A 20,028-nucleotide genomic window follows, 5' to 3' on the forward strand; every position below is an offset into this window, starting at 1 on the left:
CTGTTTATGTGGATGTACGTAAGTTCAATATAAGGGCGATCTGGGTCAGATCAACCCCTTGGTGTTAAAGAACTTTTAAACTCGGGACTGCCGGGAAGAAACTGTGCGCAATTCTTGACCCGCCAAACCAGTTCGTCGTAGCTGTCTGCCAGAATATTCACATGTCCGAGCTTGCGGCCCGGACGCTCCCCTTTGTTGTAGAGGTGAACATGAGCGTAGGGCAGTTCCAGCATGCGTTCAACGTCGCCGTGCTCGCCAATGATGTTGATCATGCAGCTGAAGCCCCGCGGCGCCACATTACCCAGCGGATGGCCGCTCACCGCACGGATGTGGTTTTCGAACTGGCTGGTCATGGCCCCGTCGATGGTCCAGTGTCCCGAGTTATGAACCCGCGGGGCCATTTCGTTGGCGACCAGGCCATCCGCGGTTTCAAACAGCTCAAGAGTCAATACGCCCACGTAGTTCAATTCGTTCAGTAGCGATTTGACGTACCGCTCGGCGTCTTCCTGTACGTGGTTCTCGAGCTTCGGCGCAGGGGCAATGGAATAGCGCAGGATGCCCTCATGGTGGGTGTTCTCGGCCATCGGGTAAAAGGCGAGGGCGCCGTCTTCACCGCGCACGGCGATGATCGACACTTCCCGATGGAAGTCGACAAACTTTTCCACGATCAGTCGCGGGTGGCCGATGCTGTTCCAGGCGGCTTCGGCGTCTTCCGGGGTTCTGAGCACGGCCTGGCCCTTGCCGTCATAACCTTCGGTATTGGACTTGGCCACCACCGGGCAGCCGAGGGCTTCGGCTGCCGCTCTCAGGGATTCCGCGCTGTCGGCAATCTTCCACTCCGGCGTCGGGATGCCCAGTTGACCGAACAGGGTTTTCTCGGCTTCCCGATTCTGGCAGACCTGCAATGCGCGGGGGCAGGGGTGCACCGGCTTGCAGGTGGCGATTTTCTCTGCCACCTCGACCGGGAGGTGTTCGAATTCGTAGGTGACGCGATCAACCCGGGACAGGAAATCGTCCAGATACTGGCCGTCCCGGTCGATGATGACTTCGCCCAGCCCGGCGCTGGGGCTGCCGGACATGTCATAGAAAACAAAAGTCTTGGCCAGCGGGTATCCGGCCAGTGCCAGCATTCGTCCCAGTTGGCCGGCGCCCAGTACACCAATTCTCATCTGTGTTCTCCTGCCTTTCAGCTCGGTTGATCCGGTTTACTGATCGCTGGGGTCGGGATTGTCCAGAATCGTCTGCGTCTGGGTGTCCCGGAACTCATCAACGGCTTTGCGCACGTCATCGCTGAACGTGCCGATTATCTGCGCGGCCAAAAGGCCGGCGTTGGTGGCGCCTGCTTTGCCGATCGCCAGTGTGCCCACCGCAATGCCCCCTGGCATCTGTACGATGGACAGCAGGGAATCGAGACCGTTCAGGGCCTTGGACTGAACCGGAACGCCGAGCACCGGCAACGAGGTTTGTGATGCCACCATGCCGGGCAGGTGAGCCGCGCCACCGGCGCCGGCGATGATCACTTTCAGGCCGCGGTCCGAGGCGGTTTTCGCGTAGTCGAACAGCAAATCCGGCGTGCGGTGGGCAGACACCACTTTGGTTTCAAAGGGCACGCCAAGCTTATCGAGCATATTGGCGGCGTGTTCCATGGTGGGCCAGTCCGATTTGGAGCCCATGATCAGACCTACAAGCGGCTGCATATGCCACAGTCCTGTGTATGTTGGAAAGCCGGCCATTGTATGTTTTGGCTAATTACCATGCAAACCATGCTTTGTTGACGGGCTGTCATTTCAATGAATCGTTGAGAGCGGGTATTATCGGGCGTTGTTACCTGAACCGTCCATATTCCGGGAGCTGTAATGGAACCAATCCGTCCAGATGACGATGAACTGCGCGCCGATCCGCCTATCGGCGGCGCCAGGAAGAACCCTGAGCCTGCTAAAAAGCACGCCGGGCAGTCGAAAAAAACAGGCGGAGGCATGGGTAACGACGGCGGACCCCGCGCGCCGCAATCCGGCAGCGGTGGCAATGGCGGCGGCCAGCTGGGCGTCTGGCTGGCGCTGGTGCTGGTAGCGGCGGTTGCCGGAGGCGGCTGGTTCACTCAGGCGCAGCAGATTGAGGCGCTGGAAGGCCAGCTGGAAGAGGCGGATTACTGGGCGCGGCAAAGCAAGTTGGCGCTGGCACGGTTTGAGGGGGATCTGTCTGAAACCGGCGAGAATCTGGAGGAGCGGGGGCAGTCGATCGAGCAGAAACTGAGCAATCAGAACGATCGTCTGGATACCGCCGACAGTGAAATCCGTAAGTTGTGGGCCATCGCTAATGAGCGCAACAAGAAGCGGTTGGACGATCATCAGGCACGTCTGGAGACGTTGACCGGGGAGTTGGCACAGGAGGGTGATGCCCGCGAGGCGCTGGCCGCCTCCATAGACAGCCTGGAGTCCTCGCTGACCGGTGAGCTGGCGTCGCTGAAGACAGAGCTGGAACAGCAGATCGTAGCGTTGAAAGAGTCGACCGAACAGGCAGATAAGCGCCTGACGGAGCTGAATTCGGCCCTCGATGGTGTGGACCAGCTGGTGGATGATCGTATTCAGCGATTCGAGCGGGAGCAGAAACTGGGTCTCGATGGCATGGAAGGGCGTATCAGTGCTCTTGAACGCACCGTGGAGAATGTCGCCGATGGTTCTGCAGTGAACTCGGTGCGCACCGAGTTGAACCGCCTGAAGGAAACCGTCGAGTCGATTGATGCTTCGCGGTCGCAACTGACGTCGCGCCTCGTGCGCCTCTCCGAACAGGTGGATAACCTGCGGAATCAGTCCGCCAGCCAGTAGCCTAAGGCGGCCCGGTTTCCGGGCCGCTGGGTTTGTAACAGTTTGTATTCATCTCTTGCGGTAGCTCTCAGTTCTGCCGTTTTGCAGTTGTTATGATCGGGCAACTCGCAAAAGGATGAAGAGTGAACAACAATGCAAACCCGATTGCCTTTCGCCCAGCGCCGTGTCACCGCGGCGTTCATTCCACGAGCCTGTCGCTCGCTGCGGTTCCCCGTCGCCGTTCTCGCCCTGGTGGTTCTGACGTCCGGTTGTACGGTCTATCAGTCCATTGGCAAGAGCGTCGGGTCGTTCCTGCATCCGGTGTCCGGGCACGATTTTGTCCATATCGATAACGATCAGTGGAACCAGAAAAATGCCCTGATCTATTTTTACCGGACCCATTCCCAATGGGCGGCGGATGAGATTGAAGCCCCGAGCGTGTACGTGGACGACAAGCACTATTTCAACATCCGCAACGACAGTTTCACTTGGCTTGAGGTCAGCCCTGGTGAGCGCCACATCGCCATGCGCCGCCCGCTGCTGGGGCTTGAAGGGCTCAATTCCTTCAGCCTGAGCCTGATTGCCGACGCTACCTTGCAGGTCGAGGCCGGGCGCGTCTATTACCTGCGATACAACGAGTTGATCGCCCCGGAGCAACCCCATCCGGATCTTGATCCCGAGCACCCGCTGGCCCAGGGTGATCTACAGTTGGTACCGCGGCAATACGCCATGCAGGCAGAGGAGCTGGTGTCCACGCGCTTTCTGAACAGTGACCTGCTGGCGCCGAACCACGCTGCGGTTTCCATCGCCAAGGTCAATGAGGATTTTGACTACGCCCGCAAAATGGAGTTGCTGGAGGAGGAGCGAGAGCTGGAAATCGAGCGGCTGAAGAAGGAGGGCAAATACGATTCGCCCTCCTGGCTCTGGCCATTCGGTGGTGGCCCAACAGTGCCCCTTGAGGCAGACGGTAAAATCCGCCAGTTGGAGAGCGAGTATGCGGCCATTGAGAATGAGCGGCAGCGACGGGCCGAAGCGGAGAGTTCTGGCGGTTGGTGGGTCTTCTGACGGGGTGATTGACTGAAGCGACATCAGGTGTGAGCAAAGTCACAATTGTCGAAATTCGATAGCGTTACTACACTGTGGCTAGTTACACACACAAGGTAAAAGGATATGTCGTTTAAGGATTCGTTGCGGCAGCGGTTGGAGACGTTTCGGCGTCGCCTGGATCAAGTCAATCGCTCGCTTGCCGAAAAGGCTTTGCCGGGTGACCGCAAGTTCAGGGTCAGCGAGTTGTCGCTGCGAAAGAAAGCACAGGACGCGGGCCAGAATGGCCCGGTGCTGAAAGTGGTGGAGAGCGATAAGCGGCGTGGCCCGTCTTCCTGACGATCTGGTCAAAAAGTGCCCGCTTTTTAATCGGTTGCCGCTTTATCCAGAAAATTTCCGGAAAATATTTGACACCGTCGGACAAATGCTTAAAATGCGCGTCTCACTTGATTGAGACAGCAGCGCTGACTCAGGAGATCGCGAAAGCGATGAGTGAGAGCAAAGCATGAAAGCTGGGTGGTTAGCTCAGCTGGGAGAGCATCGCCCTTACAAGGCGAGGGTCACTGGTTCGATCCCAGTACCACCCACCATCTTTCATGTGGCATCACCGGGCTACCCCGTCCGGTTTCAGGTTTCAGCTTGCCAGGCTTCACGGCCCCAAAAGGTTGAAACTGATGCGGAGCGGTAGTTCAGTTGGTTAGAATACCGGCCTGTCACGCCGGGGGTCGCGGGTTCGAGTCCCGTCCGCTCCGCCAACTCTTTTATTCCCGGGTGGTTAGCTCAGCTGGGAGAGCATCGCCCTTACAAGGCGAGGGTCACTGGTTCGATCCCAGTACCACCCACCATTTTCTCCTCGAAGATTTTTCGCTCACCGTGCTGCATGGCTGTCGGTGCTTTTGCGTGTCTGAGCGGTTGGTTTGTTGGATTACGCCTTCGGCTAATCCAACCTACATCAGGACCAACGCCAACACCCGTAGGTCGGATTAGCCGAAGGCGTAATCCGACACCACGATAAGACTATCGCCTTACTTGCCAATCAACGATTGTCCGCATACCCGTACCACGTTGCCATTGACGCCGCTTGAGCCTGGGTTGCAGTACCAGGCGATGGCTTCGGCCACGTCCACCGGTTGGCCACCCTGGGACAGGCTGTTCATCCGCCGTCCGGCTTCACGAATGGTCATGGGCATGGCGGCGGTCATCTGGGTCTCGATGAAACCGGGCGCAATGGCGTTGATGGTGATGCCATTCTTCAGCTGCTTGGCCATGGCTTCCACGTACCCGATCACACCGGATTTCGCGCAGGAGTAGTTGGTCTGGCCAAAGTTGCCGGCGATACCGCTGATGGATGAAATGCACACGATGCGGCCATTTTCCCGCAGCAGTTCCCGGTGCATCAGTTCTTCATCGATCAGTTCTTCTGCCGTCAGGTTCACCGCGATGGTCATATCCCAGAAATGCTCCGGCATGTTGCCGAGGGTTTTGTCGCGGGTGATGCCGGCGTTGTGGATCACCAGATCGATGCCACCGAAATGCTCTTCCACAAAGTCCGCAATCAGCTTGGGGGCCGCCGCATCAGTGATGTCGCAGGCCAGGGCCTTGCCCTTGATGGCATCGGTCACTTTCTGCAGTTCTTCCATCGCCGGCGGGATGTCGAGGCCAATCACCGTTGCGCCATCGCGGGACAGGGTCTCGGCAATGGAGGCGCCGATACCGCGGGAGGCACCGGTGACCAGCGCGACCTTGCCAGACAGCGGCGCAACCGGATTGGTGGCCGGCGACGCCACGCCTTTACCGACACGGGCAACCTGACCGGACACGTAGGTTGAACGCGCAGACAGGAAGAAGCGGATGCTGGAGTCCAGCTGCTTGTCGGCACCGGGTGCCATCCACAGCAGATTGGCGGTGGCGCCTTTCTTGCCGATTTCCTTGCCGACGGCACGAACAAACCCTTCCAGCGCCTGTTGGGACGCCGCCTGGGCCGGCTTGCGGCAGGTTGCAGGATCCTGTCCGATCACCAGTACCCGGGCGTTGCCGCCGAGCTTTTTGATGGTCGGGCGAAAGAAATCATAGATCGCCCGCAGCTCGGTGGTGTCTTTCATGCCGGTGGCATCGAACACCAGGGCCGAAAATTTCTGGCTGATGTCGTCGCCCAGGGTCAGTGGCTGGGCCTTGTTGCCAGCCTTCGCTGAATCCTTCAGAGTATCTATACCGTCCGCGTGATGCACCTTGGCGGCGCTGGCTCCGAGAACGCTGCCAATGGCGGCGATGGCCTTGGCGCCAGACGCCGCCCCGACCAGAACATCACCCTCGATAAAGGGCTGGTCAGACCGCTTCCAACGGGCCAGCTGAACCGGGGAGGGCAAGCCCAGGGTCTGGGCGGTGGTTTTGCCCACCGGCGTGTTGACGAATTTCAGATAGAGGTCAGACATAAGAGCTTCCTTTTACACTTAAGCGTTTAACGGTTGTGAATTGCCGTACAGATTAAGGATTCAGGCCGCATTTGGATTGACTCAATGCTCTGACCGGGATGTCAGGCATGCCAATGAGCCAGAACCCGTTGGCGCTAGACTGCTTCGCAATGGATACACACGTTAATACAGGATCTCATCATGGCACAGGCTCAGAAAACCACACAAAAGAAAACGACCGCGTCACGGGCGAAAACCAAAGCGTCCGCCCAGGGCATTCGCCGGGTGGCCATCATTGGTGGTAACCGGGTTCCCTTTGCGCGCTCCAATACCGCGTACAGCAAGATCAGTAACCAGGAGTTGCTGACGTCTGCGCTGCGGGGACTGGTGGATCGTTTTGGCCTGCAGGGCCAACGTATGGGCGATGTGGTTGCCGGTGCCGTGATCAAGCACTCCCGTGACTTCAACCTGACCCGCGAGTCGGTTCTGAGCTCGGGCCTGGCGCCCGAAACACCCGCGTATGACATTCAACAGGCCTGTGGGACCGGGCTGGAAGCGGCCATTCTGGTGGCCAACAAGATTGCATTGGGTCAGATTGAATGCGGCATTGCCGGTGGTACCGATACCACGTCAGATGCGCCGATTGGCGTCGGCGAGGGCCTGCGCGAAATTCTGCTGGACCTCAATCGTGCCAAGACCGCCGGTGAGCGCCTGAAAATTATCGGCCGTTTCCGCCCCAGCCACCTGGCGCCGGAAATCCCGGAGAACGGCGAGCCCCGCACCGGCCTGTCCATGGGCGACCACTGCCAGGTGACGGCCCATGAATGGAGCATCCCGCGGGATGAGCAGGACCAGTTGGCATTTGAGAGCCACCAGAAACTGGCCAAAGCCTATGACGAAGGGTTCTTCAATAACCTGATCACCCCGCTGGCGGGGCTGGACAAGGATAATATCCTGCGCCCGGATACCACACTGGAAAAACTGGCGAGCCTGAAGCCCTGCTTCGATCGGGATAACGGCACCATGACCGCCGCCAACAGCACGGCACTGACCGATGGCGCCTCCTGCGTTCTGATGGCCAGCGAAGAATGGGCGAAAGAGCACAACTTTGAAGTGCAGGCCTACCTGACCTTCTCGGAAGTGGCCGCCGTGGATTTTGTGGAAAAGAAAGAAGGCCTGCTGATGGCGCCGGCCTACGCCGTGCCGCGGATGCTGGCCAAAGCCGGTCTGACCCTGCAGGATTTCGACTTCTATGAGATTCACGAGGCGTTCGCCGCTCAGGTGCTGTCTACCCTGAAGGCCTGGGAAGATCCTGCCTTCTGCAAGGAGCGTCTGGGTCTGGACAAGCCGCTGGGTAGCATTGATCGCAGCAAGATGAACGTTAAGGGCAGCAGCCTGGCCACCGGGCACCCGTTTGCCGCCACCGGCGGGCGTATCGTCGCGACTCTGGCCAAGCTGCTGGAGCAGAAAGGCAGCGGCCGCGGCCTGATTTCTATTTGCGCCGCTGGCGGCCAGGGGGTAACAGCCATCCTGGAACGGTAAGTTTTTAAAAAACTTCCTGTTTCCTTTGACACACACGGGCCTGCCCCTTATCATGCGCACCTTGTTGATCGGGGCATCCCCGAGAAACAACCAGTTTGATGCGGGGTGGAGCAGTCTGGTAGCTCGTCGGGCTCATAACCCGAAGGTCGTAGGTTCGAATCCTGCCCCCGCTACCATATTCGAGAAAGGCAGATCAGTATATTACTGATCTGCCTTTTTTGCGTTCTGGGGTCAAAAAAATCAGAACCGAAAAGGTTAGGCGTGTGCAAGCGAATCCGGGTTCCGATTGTTCTCGTATATTGTAAAGGGTCAGTTGCAACTTGTGATAACGTCTCGTTCCCTTTGCCAGACGGGCGCCATCAAAAATAACTGAAAAGAACAGTCTTTCGGAACGCCAATACGCCATGAACAGTGAACAGAGCTTCAGCACGGATAAAGACATATCTCTGGAAGATTTGCGCACCCATTTCGAGGAAGCGGCAACAAATCTCCGAGGCGCTGCTCTCGGGCAGTTCCAGCGTAATGCTAAGCAAGCCTTCTGTCAGGCCTGCTACGAAGGGGATATGGAAAAAATTGTGTACTTCCTTGATGAGCTCCCGCCCTATTTTGAGTGGCTTTCGAGGGACTGTCTGAATGACTACAAGGGAATATCGTGGGCCTGCTTTGGTAAGCAGTTCGATGTCATTCAACTATTGGCAACGCGGCAGGGGCCTGACGTCTTTCTGGGCTTCGACTTTGATGTAGCGCTGGAAGTGCTGAATCAGGCGCGAGATGAGAATGCGCCTTTGCACCACATAGCCTTTGACGAATGGCATGGCAGATCCACGGTCGAGGCTGTTCATAAAGTGGCGGTTCGCGAAAACGACAGGCGACTAATTGTTACGATCGCGGATGTCATCGAGGACAATCTGGACCGGTTGTTCGAGCAAATCGGAGTATCCGGTTGAGTATTCCGAGCGAACAGGCGGCAGAGGGTCGAATCGATAAGGTTTTATGTTAGTCTGACCGCGAAAATTTGTCATATAACCTACAATAAACAAGACATATGGGCTCATCGGAAAAGTTTCCTGCCAGTAGAACGTGCCGTCCTGGCGTTCGTCAGACATTGCTGCCTTTTTTGTTGCTTGTGGTTTTCTCCAGAGCGATTGTGCCCCCGGGTTATATGCCTGCGCCACTTCACTCAGGCGCAACCCTGTCGATCTTTATGCTGTGTGGCGGAGACGCTCAGTCGGTGCAGCTCCTTGGGGCGTGGCAGGACGTTGGCTCTTCCGAGCATGCCCATAATGCCAGTTCTGCAAGCCTTGGGTTTGAGCTGTGCGAATTCGACGCGCTTTCGTTCGTTTTTGCTGATCTCTCAGCCAGCAGTTTTTCCCCCTTCATCGCAGCCACTGAGATCCATGGTATTCCGCTGGTCTCGATGGTCGCAGCAAGGCCGCATCTCCGTAACAATCTCCCGCGGGCTCCACCACTCGCCGTTTTAAGCAGCTAATCAGTCTTAAATCAAACTCAGTGCCCTCATTCCGCCTGAAACAGGGTTTGGGAGGGACGCGTGGAGATATTCTATGTTGATTCCAGTGAAACCGGCCGGCACAGCCGCCGTGCTGTTATGTGCCACAGTTTTTTCAACCGGCGTTTACGCGCATGAGGCGGGTCCTACCCCGGATAGTCACGCGCCAATGGGCGTAATGGGTGACCACACCCATAACGCCGGCGAGTGGATGTTTTCATACCGGTTCATGAACATGTCCATGAAGGATAACAAGAAAGGCAGAGACAGCATTTCCCCCGAGCAGATTGTGTCCACTGTCAGCAATCCTTTTGCGGGCCAGCCCATGCAGCCCCAAACACTCAGGGTGGTGCCGCTTGAGATGACGACGCAAATGCACATGCTGGGTCTGATGTACGCGCCGAGTGATAAAGTGACGCTTATGCTTATGGCCAACTACATCGAGAAAGAGATGGACCATCTGACCTTTCAGGGCGGTTCTGGCACAACGCGGCTCGGGAAGTTCACTACGGATAACCGGGGTTGGGGCGATACCAAAATCGGAGCGTTAATTCCGGTTTACGAACAGGGGAAACACAGCGTTCATCTCAATGCGGGCCTCAGTTTGCCAACAGGCTCGATTGACGAGGAGGACGATGTGCTGACGCCTATGAACACGCGCCCCACACTGCGTATGCCTTATGCCATGCAGTTAGGTTCCGGCACTTATGATCTCGAGCCTGGTGTAACTTACAACGGACGGGATGGACTGGTGAGTTGGGGCGGGCAGTACAAAGCCGTTGTTCGTCTTGGTGAGAATGACGAAGACTACACTCTGGGCGATAAGCATGAGCTGACCGGTTGGGGGGCTTATCGTGTTCTGCCATGGATGAGCACATCGCTGCGTCTTACTGCCCGTACTGAGGACGCCATTGACGGGGATGACTCGCGAATTCGTGCGCCGATTCAGACAGCGAATCCGGAGAATTACGGCGGTGATTTTGTCGACGTGGCCATCGGTGCCAATCTGGTGGGCCAGAGCGGGGCCATTCGCGGTCAGCGTCTGGGAGCAGAGCTCTCGCTGCCGCTTCATCAGGACTACAATGGCGTTCAAATGGAGATGGACTGGATGTTCACACTGGCATACCAGTACAGCTGGTGATCTGACCAGGGCAACTGTCCATCGGTAAGAATAGAGCCCGCAGGTTGTGGGCTCTACTTCGTCAAATACACAGGATAACCCGATGCATCAATCACCTTTAGCGCAACCCCTCGAACTCCCCTGCGGCGCCGTTTTACCCAATCGCATTGCCAAGGCGGCCATGACCGAGGGCCTGTCAGACGACCGTTTGAGCGCCACCGAACGGCATGAAACCCTGTATCGGCGCTGGTCCGATGGCGGGGCAGGGCTGCTGATTACCGGCAACGTAATGATTGATCGGCGAGTGCTGGAACGGCCGGGTAACGTGGCGATTGATCCTGCGCCAACAGAGGGCGAGCCGGAGAACATGGCGCAATTGCGCGCCTGGGCAGAAGCGGGCACGCGGAACGGTAACCACTTGTGGATGCAGATCTCCCACGCGGGTCGGCAATCGCCGCGGTACGTCACCAACCGTCCTATGGGTCCGTCTGCCGTTCAGCTTTCGTTGCTGGGTAACTATGCCCGTCCGCGGGCGCTGACGGAAGCTGAGATCCTCGACTTTATCCAGCGGTTCGCCCACGTTGCCCGGGTTGCCAAGAATGCGGGTTTCACCGGCGTTCAGGTGCATGGCGCCCACGGCTATCTGTTGTCGTCGTTTCTGTCTCCGGTGACCAACCAGCGGACCGATCGCTGGGGCGGTTCGCTGGAAAATCGCGCCCGCTTCCTTTTGGAGGCGGTTCGCGCCACGCGGGCAGCCGTGGGGCCGGACTTTCCGGTGGCGGTCAAGCTCAACTCGGACGATTTCCGCAAGGGCGGGTTCACGCTTGAGGACAGTGTGCAGGTGGTGCGCTGGCTGAACGAAGAAAGAATCGATCTGCTTGAAGTCTCTGGCGGCACCTACGAACAGCCCCGGCTACTCGGGTACAGCGGCGATGCGGACACCGCGAGTGAGGGGCCGGCCATGCGGGAGAGTACCCGTAAGCGCGAGGCCTATTTCCTGGATTACGCCCAGAAGATCCGCGAAGTCTGCGATTGCCCATTGATGGTGACCGGTGGTTTCCGCACGCGGGCCTTCATGGAGGAAGTGGTCGCCACTGGTGAAACCGATGTGATTGGCCTTGGCCGGCCGCTCTGCACAGACCCGGACACGCCCGGGGATCTGCTTGAGGGGCGTATCGACAAAACCGTCTGCCACGAGGATCACGTCAAGCTTGCCCAGAAGGGCTTCTTTTCACCGGCCAGTCCGCTGATGCCGATCAAGGTCCTTAACGTGCTGGGTGGCCAGGCATGGTACTACCAGCAAATCTTCCGGCTTGCGGACAACGAGGCGGCGGATCCCCGCATGGGCATCCTCAGGGCGATTGGCGCCTACCTTATGGATGAGCTCGGTCAGGCCCGGCGGGTGAAAAAGCGTTCTCGGTGACACCCTTTCTGAGGGTTTGCCCGAGTAGTGCGAGAGCAACCGGGGACCCGGTTGCTCTGCGGTGACTCCCTATCCCGGTTGCGTCGTGCAGGGCGAATAGGGTGCGGGGGCCTCAGTGGCTCTGGAAGCCCATGCGCTTGCGGTAGCGCTTGAGGAGGAACTCCGTGTCGTGATCCCAGGGATGGAAGCCCGGTTTAAAGTAGTCGAAGAACTCGGGGATGATCTGCTTGAACATGCCCGTGCGCCCCCACAACTGGGTCAGCCCGCTTCTCCATTCCTTGCCGCTGAAGAGCTTGCCGTCTTGACGCAACAGTTCGGCAACGAACGCATGGATGGCCACCATGATCAGCAGTGTTGCCAGCATCATCGTGCCCATACGAATGGCATAGTTGAGTGCGCCCTCACCGTACGCGACTTTATAGGTATCGAAGGCCACGGCCTTGTGCTCGTTCTCCTCTACGCAGTGCCACATCCACAGGTTGCGCATGGATTCATCAATTGATTCAACGATGTCGTCCCGGCGCAGCAGCTGTGCGGAGAGTATGCCGGTGAAATGCTCGAGAGCCACCGTTGCCGCGAGGCGGACTTTTTTGTTGCTGAGCCCCGGCAGGTCGGCAACTGACAGGAATTTACGCGTCCATCCCTCGAGCGCTTCCAGGTTATAGCCGTTGTCGACGGCACCACGGTTGAATTTCTCGTGCTCTTTTGCGTGCATCGCCTCCTGGCCGATGAAGGCGCCGATGTCCTTCTGCAGTTGCGGGTCATTAACTGCCTCGCGAACGGCCCGCACGCTGGCGACAAAGAATCGTTCGCCATCGGGGAACAAGGCTGACATGCCGTTAAATACATGGGTCATGAAGGCGTCGCCGTTTACCCAGTATCTCGGAACTTCTCCGAATTCAAAATCCTGCCGGCGAACTGGGAATGCTGAAACTGCTTTCGTTGTAGCCACAACAGGCTCCTCTCTTGTCGATCTTGGAACCGAGTTATAGTGGCGTGACGGGTGAACGGACTTGCCCTTTTGGGACAACTGGTTATCCGATTGGGCGGCGTTACTCAATACTACTAAAAGGTTCAAGAGGTGACAGTTCATTACAAATGACAATCACAGCTCGCCGCGATTTGGGGTATAAAACTTATTAGTGCTTGAGAATTGCAATTAATCGGAAAGCTATTCGGTTATTTCTCATCAACGTGTTCTCTGCCGCTTCCGGACTGCCCGGGTTTGCCCGGCGGTCCGGTATCTGAGGGATGAAAATGTTCGGTAAAAAATCGAAAAATACGGACAGCTCTCAAAAGCTGGACATGTGCATGGCCGAAAATGAGGAACTCCTCAGTACCTTGCAGGCCATTCAGGGAGCGGTTGCCTTCATCACGTTCAGCCCTGAGGGCATCATTCAATCCGTCAACGATACGCTGCTTGAGCTGCTGGGTTACGACGAGAGCCAACTGATTGGCAAGCACCATCGGATGCTGTGCGAGCAAGCCTATGCGAGCAGCCAGGAGTACAAGGATTTCTGGCGCGAGCTGGCGGGTGGGAGTTACCGCCAGGGACGACTTCCACGAATTGATGCGAAAGGAAAAAAGCTCTGGCTTGAGGGGAGTTATTTTCCGGTCAGAGATCGTGAAGGTCAGGTAGTAAAAATCATAAAAATTGCCGCAGACGTGACCAGGACCCATACAGAAAACGCGGATAAAGAGGCCTTGCTGGCGGCTCTTGATACGTACATGGCGGTCATTAAATTCAAGCCCGAGGGGATCGTACTGGATGCGAATCAGAACTTTCTGAGCGCCATGGGCTATGGGCTGAACGAGATTGTGGGTCAGCACCACAAAATGTTTTGTTTTGACGCTTTTTACCGCGAAAACCCGAATTTCTGGCAAAAGTTGGCATCAGGTGAAAGTTTTTCCGGTCGGTTCGAGCGTAAAGACCGGCAAGGTCGCTCGATCTGGCTTGAGGCGACCTACAGCCCGGTGTTCGATGAGCTGGGGCGCGTCAGTAAAATTGTAAAGTTTGCCATGGACATAACCCCACAGGTGAGTCGGGCACAGGAGGCCAGGGAATCCGCTGCGGCTACTTCGGAAGAGGCGTCGCAGATCGCCAATCAGTCAACGCACGCCATCGAGGAGGCCGTTAGGGTGTCAGATCGGGTCGCTGCGGAGATCGAGGGTGCCCTGAAACTGAGCGAGAGTCTGGAGGGGCAGGCCGCCCAGATCCACAGTATTGTTACCACGATCCAGGCAGTGGCCGATCAGACCAACCTGCTCGCCTTGAACGCTGCTATTGAGGCCGCACGGGCAGGCGAGGTTGGGCGTGGGTTTGCGGTAGTAGCCGATGAAGTTCGCACACTGGCTGCAAGGACTGCCGAATCTCTTGCAAAAATCTCAGATGTCGTAGCGGCGAACAATGCCATGATTGCGGAGCTCAGGGGCACAATGGATAACGTGAGTGGGCTATCAAAAAATAGTGCGGAGCGCATCGGTTCGGTTGCCGAGGGTATCACTGAAGTGGATCGGGGTATTAGTGAGCTGGCTGCGATGATGTCCAGTTCGGGGTAATGAAAGAGTCATTGCGATTGTTTTTTTGTTAGATCGGTACTGAAGATTCTCGATCCCTTGCCGATAAAGAATCTATGTAGGAGTTGCATACATAACCGGATGATTTGAGGACTTAACGTGCGCAAAAATTTACCAATAACAAACAATGAAAAAACCTTTCCGCAGTCGCAGAAATTGATATCGGCGACGGATCTCAAAGGCAAGATCCTCCATTGCAACGACGCGTTTGTCGAGGTGAGCGGGTTTACCCGTGACGAGCTTATTGGCCAACCTCACAACATTGTTCGGCATCCGGATATGCCCCCGGCCGCCTACGAGAACATGTGGTCTCACCTGAAATCCGGTAGCCCCTGGATGGGTCTGGTGAAGAATCGCCGCAAGAACGGTGACTTCTATTGGGTCAGTGCCTACGTCACGCCGGTCACGCAAAACGGGGACGTTGTCGGCTATGAATCTGTGCGATCCTGCCCGGCTCGGGAAGACGTGGCGAGAGCTGAAAAGTTGTACGCGGATATGCGGCGCGGCAAAACCGGAACCCCGTGGTGGAAACGGATTGCGGTGAGCACTCTCTTCCTCGTGGCGGTGCTGGTGATTTCTGCCGGATTGTTCTTCTACCAGCAGGAAGTTGTTTCAGAGATTGTGCTGTCTGTTGGCGTTATTGCCTACGCGATCTGGATGAAGCTGTCCAAGGACGCCCTCATTCGGTCGGTCACACAACTGATGAGTAAGGTTTTCACTGACGATCTTGCTGCCAGTAGCTACACGGACGACGACCGACAGCTGGGCCGGGTAAAGGTCGCGGTGCTTTCCCAGCAGGCGCACCTGGATGCCGTTCTGACCCGGATCGAAGACGCGGCTGGCAGTGTAAAGATTGGCGCTGTGCAGGGGCTGGAAATCACCTACGAAGCTCAGGAAACGTTGAAAAAGCAGCAGGCCGAGACTGAGCAAGTGGCGGCGGCCGTCCATGAGATGTCGCAAACCATCGGTGAGGTGTCTGCCAACGTTCAGCAAACGGCGGAGAAAGCTGAGGGCGCGCGGGAATACGCGGACCGGGGCGCATCGGTGGTCATCTCGACCCGCGAATCGATTCAGAAGCTCAAAGAGAAGGTGCATGGGATATCGGAGTCGGTCACTGAGCTGGCCACGGAGAGCGGAAAAATTGCCGGCGCCGCCAAAATTATCGAGGAAATTGCGGACCAGACCAACCTGCTTGCCTTGAACGCTGCCATCGAGGCGGCCAGAGCGGGTGAGCATGGGCGAGGGTTTGCGGTGGTAGCCGATGAGGTGCGTGGACTGGCAAAACGGACCCAGGATTCAACCCGGGAAATCCACGGCATCATTGACACATTGCTGGCCAGATCGTCTGCGTCGGTCAAGGTGGCTGACGAAGGGAATCGGGCAGCTGATGAAGGGCTGGCGCGCATGCTGGAGGCTGAGGACGCGCTGGGGCAGATTACCGAGTCTGTCGGCACCATCGCGGAAATGGCGACCCAGATGGCCGCGGCCGTCGAGGAGCAGGCTCAGGTGTCTGACCAGATCAATGAGCAGGTTGAGCAGATTTCCGTGCTGGCGGCAGATAACCTGGATAAAGGCGAGCAATCAACCGCCAGCGTCCAGAAAATGGAGAAGATCGCCGGTGACCTTCACGAGCTGGTGGTGAGATTCAAATAAGTGACTGGCTCAACGAATTCGTTGAGCCACGTTCGTTTTTCAGTGAGTGAGCGTTTCTGAGGAGCGCTCTCTTACAAGACGCCCTCCTGCAAACCGTCTTCAAGAGTCAGTGTCCTGCCATCGCTGAACGTGATGGAGGCATCTCCGTCACTTTCGATCCGGTAGTAAATCGGCATGTCAGCCAAGCAGGTATCGTCAACATCGATAGTCGCACTGCCGACATTCTCCAGTGTTCCGGTCAGTCTGCTCGTCGCAGGACCTTGCTGTTCGGCTACCTCGTTGCGGGTTCCGCTCCAGGGCACGGGATCCAGTCCCCCGGTGAGTTCGGTGGACGCCTCTTCTGTCAGCGATCGGCACCCGGAGCTGTTAAGTTCAACCCGGGCTGCCGTGGACTCACGGGCGACCAGGTTGCTGATCCAGTAGGCCGAATCATGCTTGATGTCGAATTCCGGGTAATCAAACGTAGGGTCGAAGGTATAAACCACATTGACAGGATTCTCTTCCAGCACCCAACCGGCTGAAACCAGGGCTTCTTTACGCCAGTCATCCAGCACCAGGAACGTCAGATGCTCCGCCACAGGATGCAGGTAAAAGTTGTATTCCAGATTGTCTGCCGCTGACAGCCGTTGGGCGATGGCCAGGGCTTCACTCACATGAACAAGCTCGTCTGCCGCCGCATACAAATGAGCGCTGGGGATGTGGCGAAGATTTCCGACGTAATCCACTACATTGGCAAACCCTTCTGCCGGAGTTGTGATGCTGCCCAGTATTTCGCCGAGGATCGGGCGCAGCACAAGTTCTGTTCCCTGTTCCAGCAGTTCATCGACGACAGGGGTAAATTCGGGGATATTGAGAAGGTCACCGGTGTAGCCCACCCAGTTGACCATGCCAGCATAGCGGTCCGGGTAATGGGTTGCGAAATGCAAGGCGCCGTAACCCCCCATGGAGTATCCGGAGGCGAACACTTGTTTCGGATTAACCGGGTAGGTGTCCTGAACATCGTCCATCACATCCAGCACATCGCGTTCGGAGGGGCCTGTATAGAACCCGTAAGGTCCGCGTCCCAGAGGGGAAACCAGGATGCGATTGAGCGCGTCGCCGAATCGCTGCTGCATGTTTGGCTGATTGATCTGGCTGGCGTGATTGGCCTCACAGCCATGCATAACGACCATCATGCCCGGCTTGGACTCAGGCTGGACAGCCGATTCGGGGACGTAAATGCCATAAGGCTGATACTTGCCCAGATAGTTGAAGGACTGACCGCAGAAGGTACCGCCGCCGTCTCGACCGTTAACCCCCGGTATGGCAACGCCTTCGCCCAACGGGTAATCCGACGTGTACACCCGCTGATAAAAGCCGCTGGGTAAGTCGATATCATCAGATCGCCGGATTTCAAAATCCTGACGCTCTATCGTCAGCCCGAATTCGCTGATGTCACCACGCCCCAGTGCCTCGGCCTGATGGTCATCCCACCAGTTACCGGCAGCGGGCAACACCTGGTTCACACCGCCATCGGCGGATGCGCCTTCATGGATGCCGCGGAACGCAACATTCATAACGGTACCATCGGCCTGGGCAACGACGGCCTGGAGTCGGTAGTTGTCAGCTGCGGGAGCGGGAATCGTCAGCACCAGTTCATTGGAGTCGGGGTCGCCGTTGTCCTGAAAATGGACCTGATCCCAACCCTCGCTGGCAACATCGACCCGACCCCAGTCGCCTCCGCCGTTGGACTGGCCAGGATCCAGGTCCAACGCCACGCCGAGGATTGCATCGCCCGGGTTGAACAGGGTGTTCAGCTCCGCGGTAATCCTGAGGGTACCATCGAGATTTTCGACGTGAAGTTTGACCAGGTCTGCGGTATTCAGAAGCCCCTCGGGATACCGCTCGTCACCGGCGGTTGGCGACAACAAACCGGGGTTATTCGCAACCGGCGAGCCCAGTTGCCCGCCTCTGTTCAGCACATTGAGCAGAGTAGGCGCCGGGGAAATCAGGCCGCGGTCGGCACCGTAATCGTCATACACATAATCGTAGTAGGTGAGTTTGCCTTCGCACCACTCGACCGAGCCGGCTATCCAGCTGTTTTTCGAGCAGTCCGCCGCCTGCTCCTGAGCAACCTGGGGAGCCGCGGCTTCGGCGGCAGGTACCGTGCCGTTTGAAGCAGTGGATTCTCCTGACTCGCTTCCACAACCAAGCAGAAGTCCCACCGGAATGGCCAAGCCAAGTTTATGCAGCTGTTTCATTGATTCGCCTGTTGTTGTTTATTTTGGAAAAGACTAACAACAAAGCCACTGCAAAGTGCGTGTCTCGGGCAATCAGTTGGAGCGTCAATCTGGTCAATATTCAGCGGAATCTCTCGGGAACCTCGAGCTCATAGGTGATGCCAAGCCCCGGGATGCCGCTACCCAACGCGTTCCCCCGCTGGGAGCTGAAATAGAGATACTGTCCATTTCTCGTAAAGGCCGGACCCGTCAGCTCACTGCCTCCGCCGGGCACCTGCAGCAATATCTTGGATGGACCGTTCGGGTTCATGACCATCAGCCGCATGGCATCGCCATCTTCCGAGACGATGATGTCGCCCATGGGCGATACGGTGAGGTTGTCGACATCGTCAAAGGGGATGTCCGGCGCCATCAGTTGGTCATTATCGAAGACCACTTCGATCAGGTCGTTATCCACATCCAGGGCGTAAACCCGGTTATCGCCCTTACAGGCGAAGTAAACCACCGCTCGCAGCGGATGTTGTGTGGCGCTGACGCGTTGCTGTTGCTCGCGGGGGATTTCCTGAATCCAGATGCCTTCGCCGCCTTTGAAAATAGTGCCGGGTGCGCCCATGCCTGTAGCCATCTGGATTTCTGAACGAACCTCGGACTGAGCCCTTTCGGGCGATACCACGGGCACCCACGTCACGCGCGCGACTTTGCGGGCTTCGTTAAGGTCTTCCTGATAGTTGCCGGACTCGAAACCCTGAATTTCCAGCACTTCCAGAGTGCCATTTTGCATATCCAGGCCCGGCTCTCCGTTGATGGAAGGCGCCATGCCGCTGGAGCGGAAACGATACAGCCGACCGTCACCGGCATCCTCGGTCAGAAAGAGCGTACGGGTCTCGAGGTCCACCGCGACAGCTTCGTGGTTGAATATGCCAAGGGCCGGCAGTTCTTGCGCCGTATCCGGTGTGCCCAGCGGGTCGCACTCGTAAACTTTGCCATCGTCGACCTCTTCACAGGACAGCCAGGTTTGCCAGGGCGTTGGGCCACCTGCGCAATTCCGTCGGGTGCCCGACAGGATGGGGTAGGAGTCGGTAATCGCTCCGTCACGGTCGAAACGGAGCGCTCCGACGCCACCGGTCAACATGGTTTCACTGTTGGAAACGTAGATCCAACCGCCGTCGTCGAGATCGAATACGGCGCCGCCGTCCGGAAAGGTGTGCCAGGGATAGGTAATCAGTCCCAGTGAGGGCAGAGGTAGGAAGGTGGAGGCGGTGAGCCCGGAGATCGCCACTCTGCGAATGTCAAATTCAGGGGGTATCAGCACACCGTCAACGCCGCTGTCCTGCAGTGCGCCAATGCCCATCAGGGGGCCCTGCTGCAAGGGCAGCTGTATGGCCAACGCCTCTGGGCTCGCAGGCGTTGGCGGGGTATTCGTCGGGGGCGTGGTCGCGGTCTGCTCCGGCGTACCCGGGGTCCGCGTACTGCCACCGCAGGCGCCCAGCGCCATCGCCGAACCGCCGACGAACAACATCTGTAATAAACGACGTCTTTGATTGTCCATGACCACTGCCTCGCACCGAATAAGCTCACTCTTCTGACGGAGGATAGTAACGAAGTGTTACGTTTCGGTGACTGTTATCCTGTCGGTGGGCAGTCCAATGGTGGTTTCGCTGACAAACAGATGTTCTTCTCGTGCGGGTTTTCATCGAGTCCCTCAGATACAACGTATAGACTTCTCGG

The 20,028-nt window shown here is 57.4% G+C and carries 14 protein-coding genes, 4 tRNA genes and 2 pseudogenes; 14 read left to right on the forward strand and 6 right to left on the reverse strand.

Annotation, left to right across the window (positions count from 1 at the left end):
• Positions 1-50: 50 nt before the first annotated feature.
• Together R0125_RS04780 and purE are read right to left on the reverse strand one after the other, a co-directional pair.
• Positions 51-1,169, reverse strand: a complete 1,119-nt coding sequence (locus R0125_RS04780; protein WP_317237348.1) for a 5-(carboxyamino)imidazole ribonucleotide synthase — start codon at positions 1,167-1,169, stop codon at positions 51-53.
• Between the two features lie 36 nt (positions 1,170-1,205).
• Entirely contained in the window at positions 1,206-1,697 is a 492-nt protein-coding gene (gene purE / locus R0125_RS04785) for a 5-(carboxyamino)imidazole ribonucleotide mutase (RefSeq protein ID WP_248183876.1), read from the reverse strand.
• Positions 1,698-1,856: 159 nt separating this feature from the next.
• Between purE and R0125_RS04790 the strand changes: the two genes are divergently transcribed.
• The 6 genes from R0125_RS04790 (at position 1,857) to R0125_RS04815 (ending at position 4,693) form a co-directional block, all read left to right on the forward strand.
• A complete protein-coding gene (locus R0125_RS04790; RefSeq protein ID WP_317237349.1) occupies positions 1,857-2,825 on the forward strand; it encodes a hypothetical protein in 969 nt (322 codons plus the stop codon).
• Positions 2,826-2,957: 132 nt separating this feature from the next.
• Positions 2,958-3,869: a DUF2846 domain-containing protein gene (locus tag R0125_RS04795; RefSeq protein ID WP_317237351.1), complete on the forward strand. Its 912-nt coding sequence runs from the start codon at positions 2,958-2,960 to the stop codon at positions 3,867-3,869.
• A 105-nt stretch (positions 3,870-3,974) separates the two neighbouring features.
• Positions 3,975-4,187, forward strand: coding sequence for a hypothetical protein (locus R0125_RS04800; protein ID WP_248183879.1), 213 nt, complete (start codon positions 3,975-3,977; stop codon positions 4,185-4,187).
• A 175-nt stretch (positions 4,188-4,362) separates the two neighbouring features.
• Positions 4,363-4,438, forward strand: a tRNA-Val gene (locus tag R0125_RS04805).
• A gap of 88 nt (positions 4,439-4,526) precedes the next feature.
• Positions 4,527-4,603: transfer RNA gene (locus R0125_RS04810), tRNA-Asp, on the forward strand.
• Positions 4,604-4,617: 14 nt separating this feature from the next.
• Positions 4,618-4,693, forward strand: a tRNA-Val gene (locus R0125_RS04815).
• A gap of 180 nt (positions 4,694-4,873) precedes the next feature.
• On the opposite strand, the gene R0125_RS04820 is transcribed toward R0125_RS04815, so the two are convergent.
• Positions 4,874-6,280 carry a 3-oxoacyl-ACP reductase gene (locus R0125_RS04820; RefSeq protein WP_248183880.1) on the reverse strand — a complete coding sequence of 469 codons (1,407 nt, stop codon included), beginning with the start codon at positions 6,278-6,280 and terminating at the stop codon, positions 4,874-4,876.
• A gap of 180 nt (positions 6,281-6,460) precedes the next feature.
• Between R0125_RS04820 and R0125_RS04825 the strand changes: the two genes are divergently transcribed.
• From R0125_RS04825 to R0125_RS04845, 5 genes are all read left to right on the forward strand, one after another.
• The gene (locus R0125_RS04825) at positions 6,461-7,801 is read left to right on the forward strand and encodes an acetyl-CoA C-acetyltransferase (RefSeq protein ID WP_248183881.1); all 1,341 of its coding nucleotides are present in this window, start codon (positions 6,461-6,463) and stop codon (positions 7,799-7,801) included.
• A gap of 99 nt (positions 7,802-7,900) precedes the next feature.
• Positions 7,901-7,977: transfer RNA gene (locus R0125_RS04830), tRNA-Met, on the forward strand.
• Positions 7,978-8,205: 228 nt separating this feature from the next.
• The gene (locus R0125_RS04835; protein WP_248183882.1) at positions 8,206-8,748 is read left to right on the forward strand and encodes a hypothetical protein; all 543 of its coding nucleotides are present in this window, start codon (positions 8,206-8,208) and stop codon (positions 8,746-8,748) included.
• 729 nt (positions 8,749-9,477) lie between these two features.
• Positions 9,478-10,449, forward strand: coding sequence for a hypothetical protein (locus tag R0125_RS04840; protein WP_317237352.1), 972 nt, complete (start codon positions 9,478-9,480; stop codon positions 10,447-10,449).
• Between the two features lie 82 nt (positions 10,450-10,531).
• Positions 10,532-11,851, forward strand: a complete 1,320-nt coding sequence (locus R0125_RS04845; protein ID WP_317237354.1) for an NADH:flavin oxidoreductase/NADH oxidase family protein — start codon at positions 10,532-10,534, stop codon at positions 11,849-11,851.
• 112 nt (positions 11,852-11,963) lie between these two features.
• Here the strand turns inward: R0125_RS04845 and R0125_RS04850 are convergent, their stop codons facing one another.
• Entirely contained in the window at positions 11,964-12,803 is an 840-nt protein-coding gene (locus R0125_RS04850; RefSeq protein ID WP_317237355.1) for a metal-dependent hydrolase, read from the reverse strand.
• Positions 12,804-13,162: 359 nt separating this feature from the next.
• Here R0125_RS04850 and R0125_RS16595 point away from each other — a divergent pair.
• The 3 genes and pseudogenes from R0125_RS16595 to R0125_RS04860 all read left to right on the forward strand — a co-directional run.
• Positions 13,163-13,891: pseudogene (locus R0125_RS16595) on the forward strand (PAS domain-containing protein); the annotation flags it as partial.
• 96 nt (positions 13,892-13,987) lie between these two features.
• Positions 13,988-14,410, forward strand: a pseudogene (locus tag R0125_RS16600) (methyl-accepting chemotaxis protein); the annotation flags it as partial.
• 117 nt (positions 14,411-14,527) lie between these two features.
• Positions 14,528-16,081 (forward strand): PAS domain-containing methyl-accepting chemotaxis protein, encoded by a 1,554-nt coding sequence (locus tag R0125_RS04860; RefSeq protein WP_317237358.1) that lies wholly within the window; start codon positions 14,528-14,530, stop codon positions 16,079-16,081.
• A 71-nt stretch (positions 16,082-16,152) separates the two neighbouring features.
• Here the strand turns inward: R0125_RS04860 and R0125_RS04865 are convergent, their stop codons facing one another.
• Together R0125_RS04865 and R0125_RS04870 are read right to left on the reverse strand one after the other, a co-directional pair.
• On the reverse strand, positions 16,153-18,321 hold the full coding sequence (locus R0125_RS04865) for an alpha/beta hydrolase-fold protein (protein ID WP_317237359.1): 2,169 nt from the start codon (positions 18,319-18,321) through the stop codon (positions 16,153-16,155).
• Positions 18,322-18,421: 100 nt separating this feature from the next.
• Positions 18,422-19,849 (reverse strand): alkaline phosphatase PhoX, encoded by a 1,428-nt coding sequence (locus R0125_RS04870; RefSeq protein ID WP_317237360.1) that lies wholly within the window; start codon positions 19,847-19,849, stop codon positions 18,422-18,424.
• Positions 19,850-20,028: the final 179 nt, after the last annotated feature.

It is taken from the genome of Marinobacter sp. M-5, assembly GCF_032911545.1.
Lineage (GTDB): Bacteria > Pseudomonadota > Gammaproteobacteria > Pseudomonadales > Oleiphilaceae > Marinobacter > Marinobacter goseongensis.

Coding starts and splice junctions, on each gene's coding strand:
- R0125_RS04845 (WP_317237354.1), top strand. CDS start 10,532: ATGCATCAATCACCTTTAGCGCAACCCCTCGAACTCCCCTGCGGCGCC.
- R0125_RS04825 (WP_248183881.1), top strand. CDS start 6,461: ATGGCACAGGCTCAGAAAACCACACAAAAGAAAACGACCGCGTCACGG.
- R0125_RS04820 (WP_248183880.1), bottom strand. CDS start 6,280: ATGTCTGACCTCTATCTGAAATTCGTCAACACGCCGGTGGGCAAAACC.
- R0125_RS04835 (WP_248183882.1), top strand. CDS start 8,206: ATGAACAGTGAACAGAGCTTCAGCACGGATAAAGACATATCTCTGGAA.
- R0125_RS04840 (WP_317237352.1), top strand. CDS start 9,478: ATGGGCGTAATGGGTGACCACACCCATAACGCCGGCGAGTGGATGTTT.
- R0125_RS04865 (WP_317237359.1), bottom strand. CDS start 18,321: ATGAAACAGCTGCATAAACTTGGCTTGGCCATTCCGGTGGGACTTCTG.
- purE (WP_248183876.1), bottom strand. CDS start 1,697: ATGCAGCCGCTTGTAGGTCTGATCATGGGCTCCAAATCGGACTGGCCC.
- R0125_RS04795 (WP_317237351.1), top strand. CDS start 2,958: ATGCAAACCCGATTGCCTTTCGCCCAGCGCCGTGTCACCGCGGCGTTC.
- R0125_RS04800 (WP_248183879.1), top strand. CDS start 3,975: ATGTCGTTTAAGGATTCGTTGCGGCAGCGGTTGGAGACGTTTCGGCGT.
- R0125_RS04790 (WP_317237349.1), top strand. CDS start 1,857: ATGGAACCAATCCGTCCAGATGACGATGAACTGCGCGCCGATCCGCCT.
- R0125_RS04780 (WP_317237348.1), bottom strand. CDS start 1,169: ATGAGAATTGGTGTACTGGGCGCCGGCCAACTGGGACGAATGCTGGCA.
- R0125_RS04870 (WP_317237360.1), bottom strand. CDS start 19,849: ATGGACAATCAAAGACGTCGTTTATTACAGATGTTGTTCGTCGGCGGT.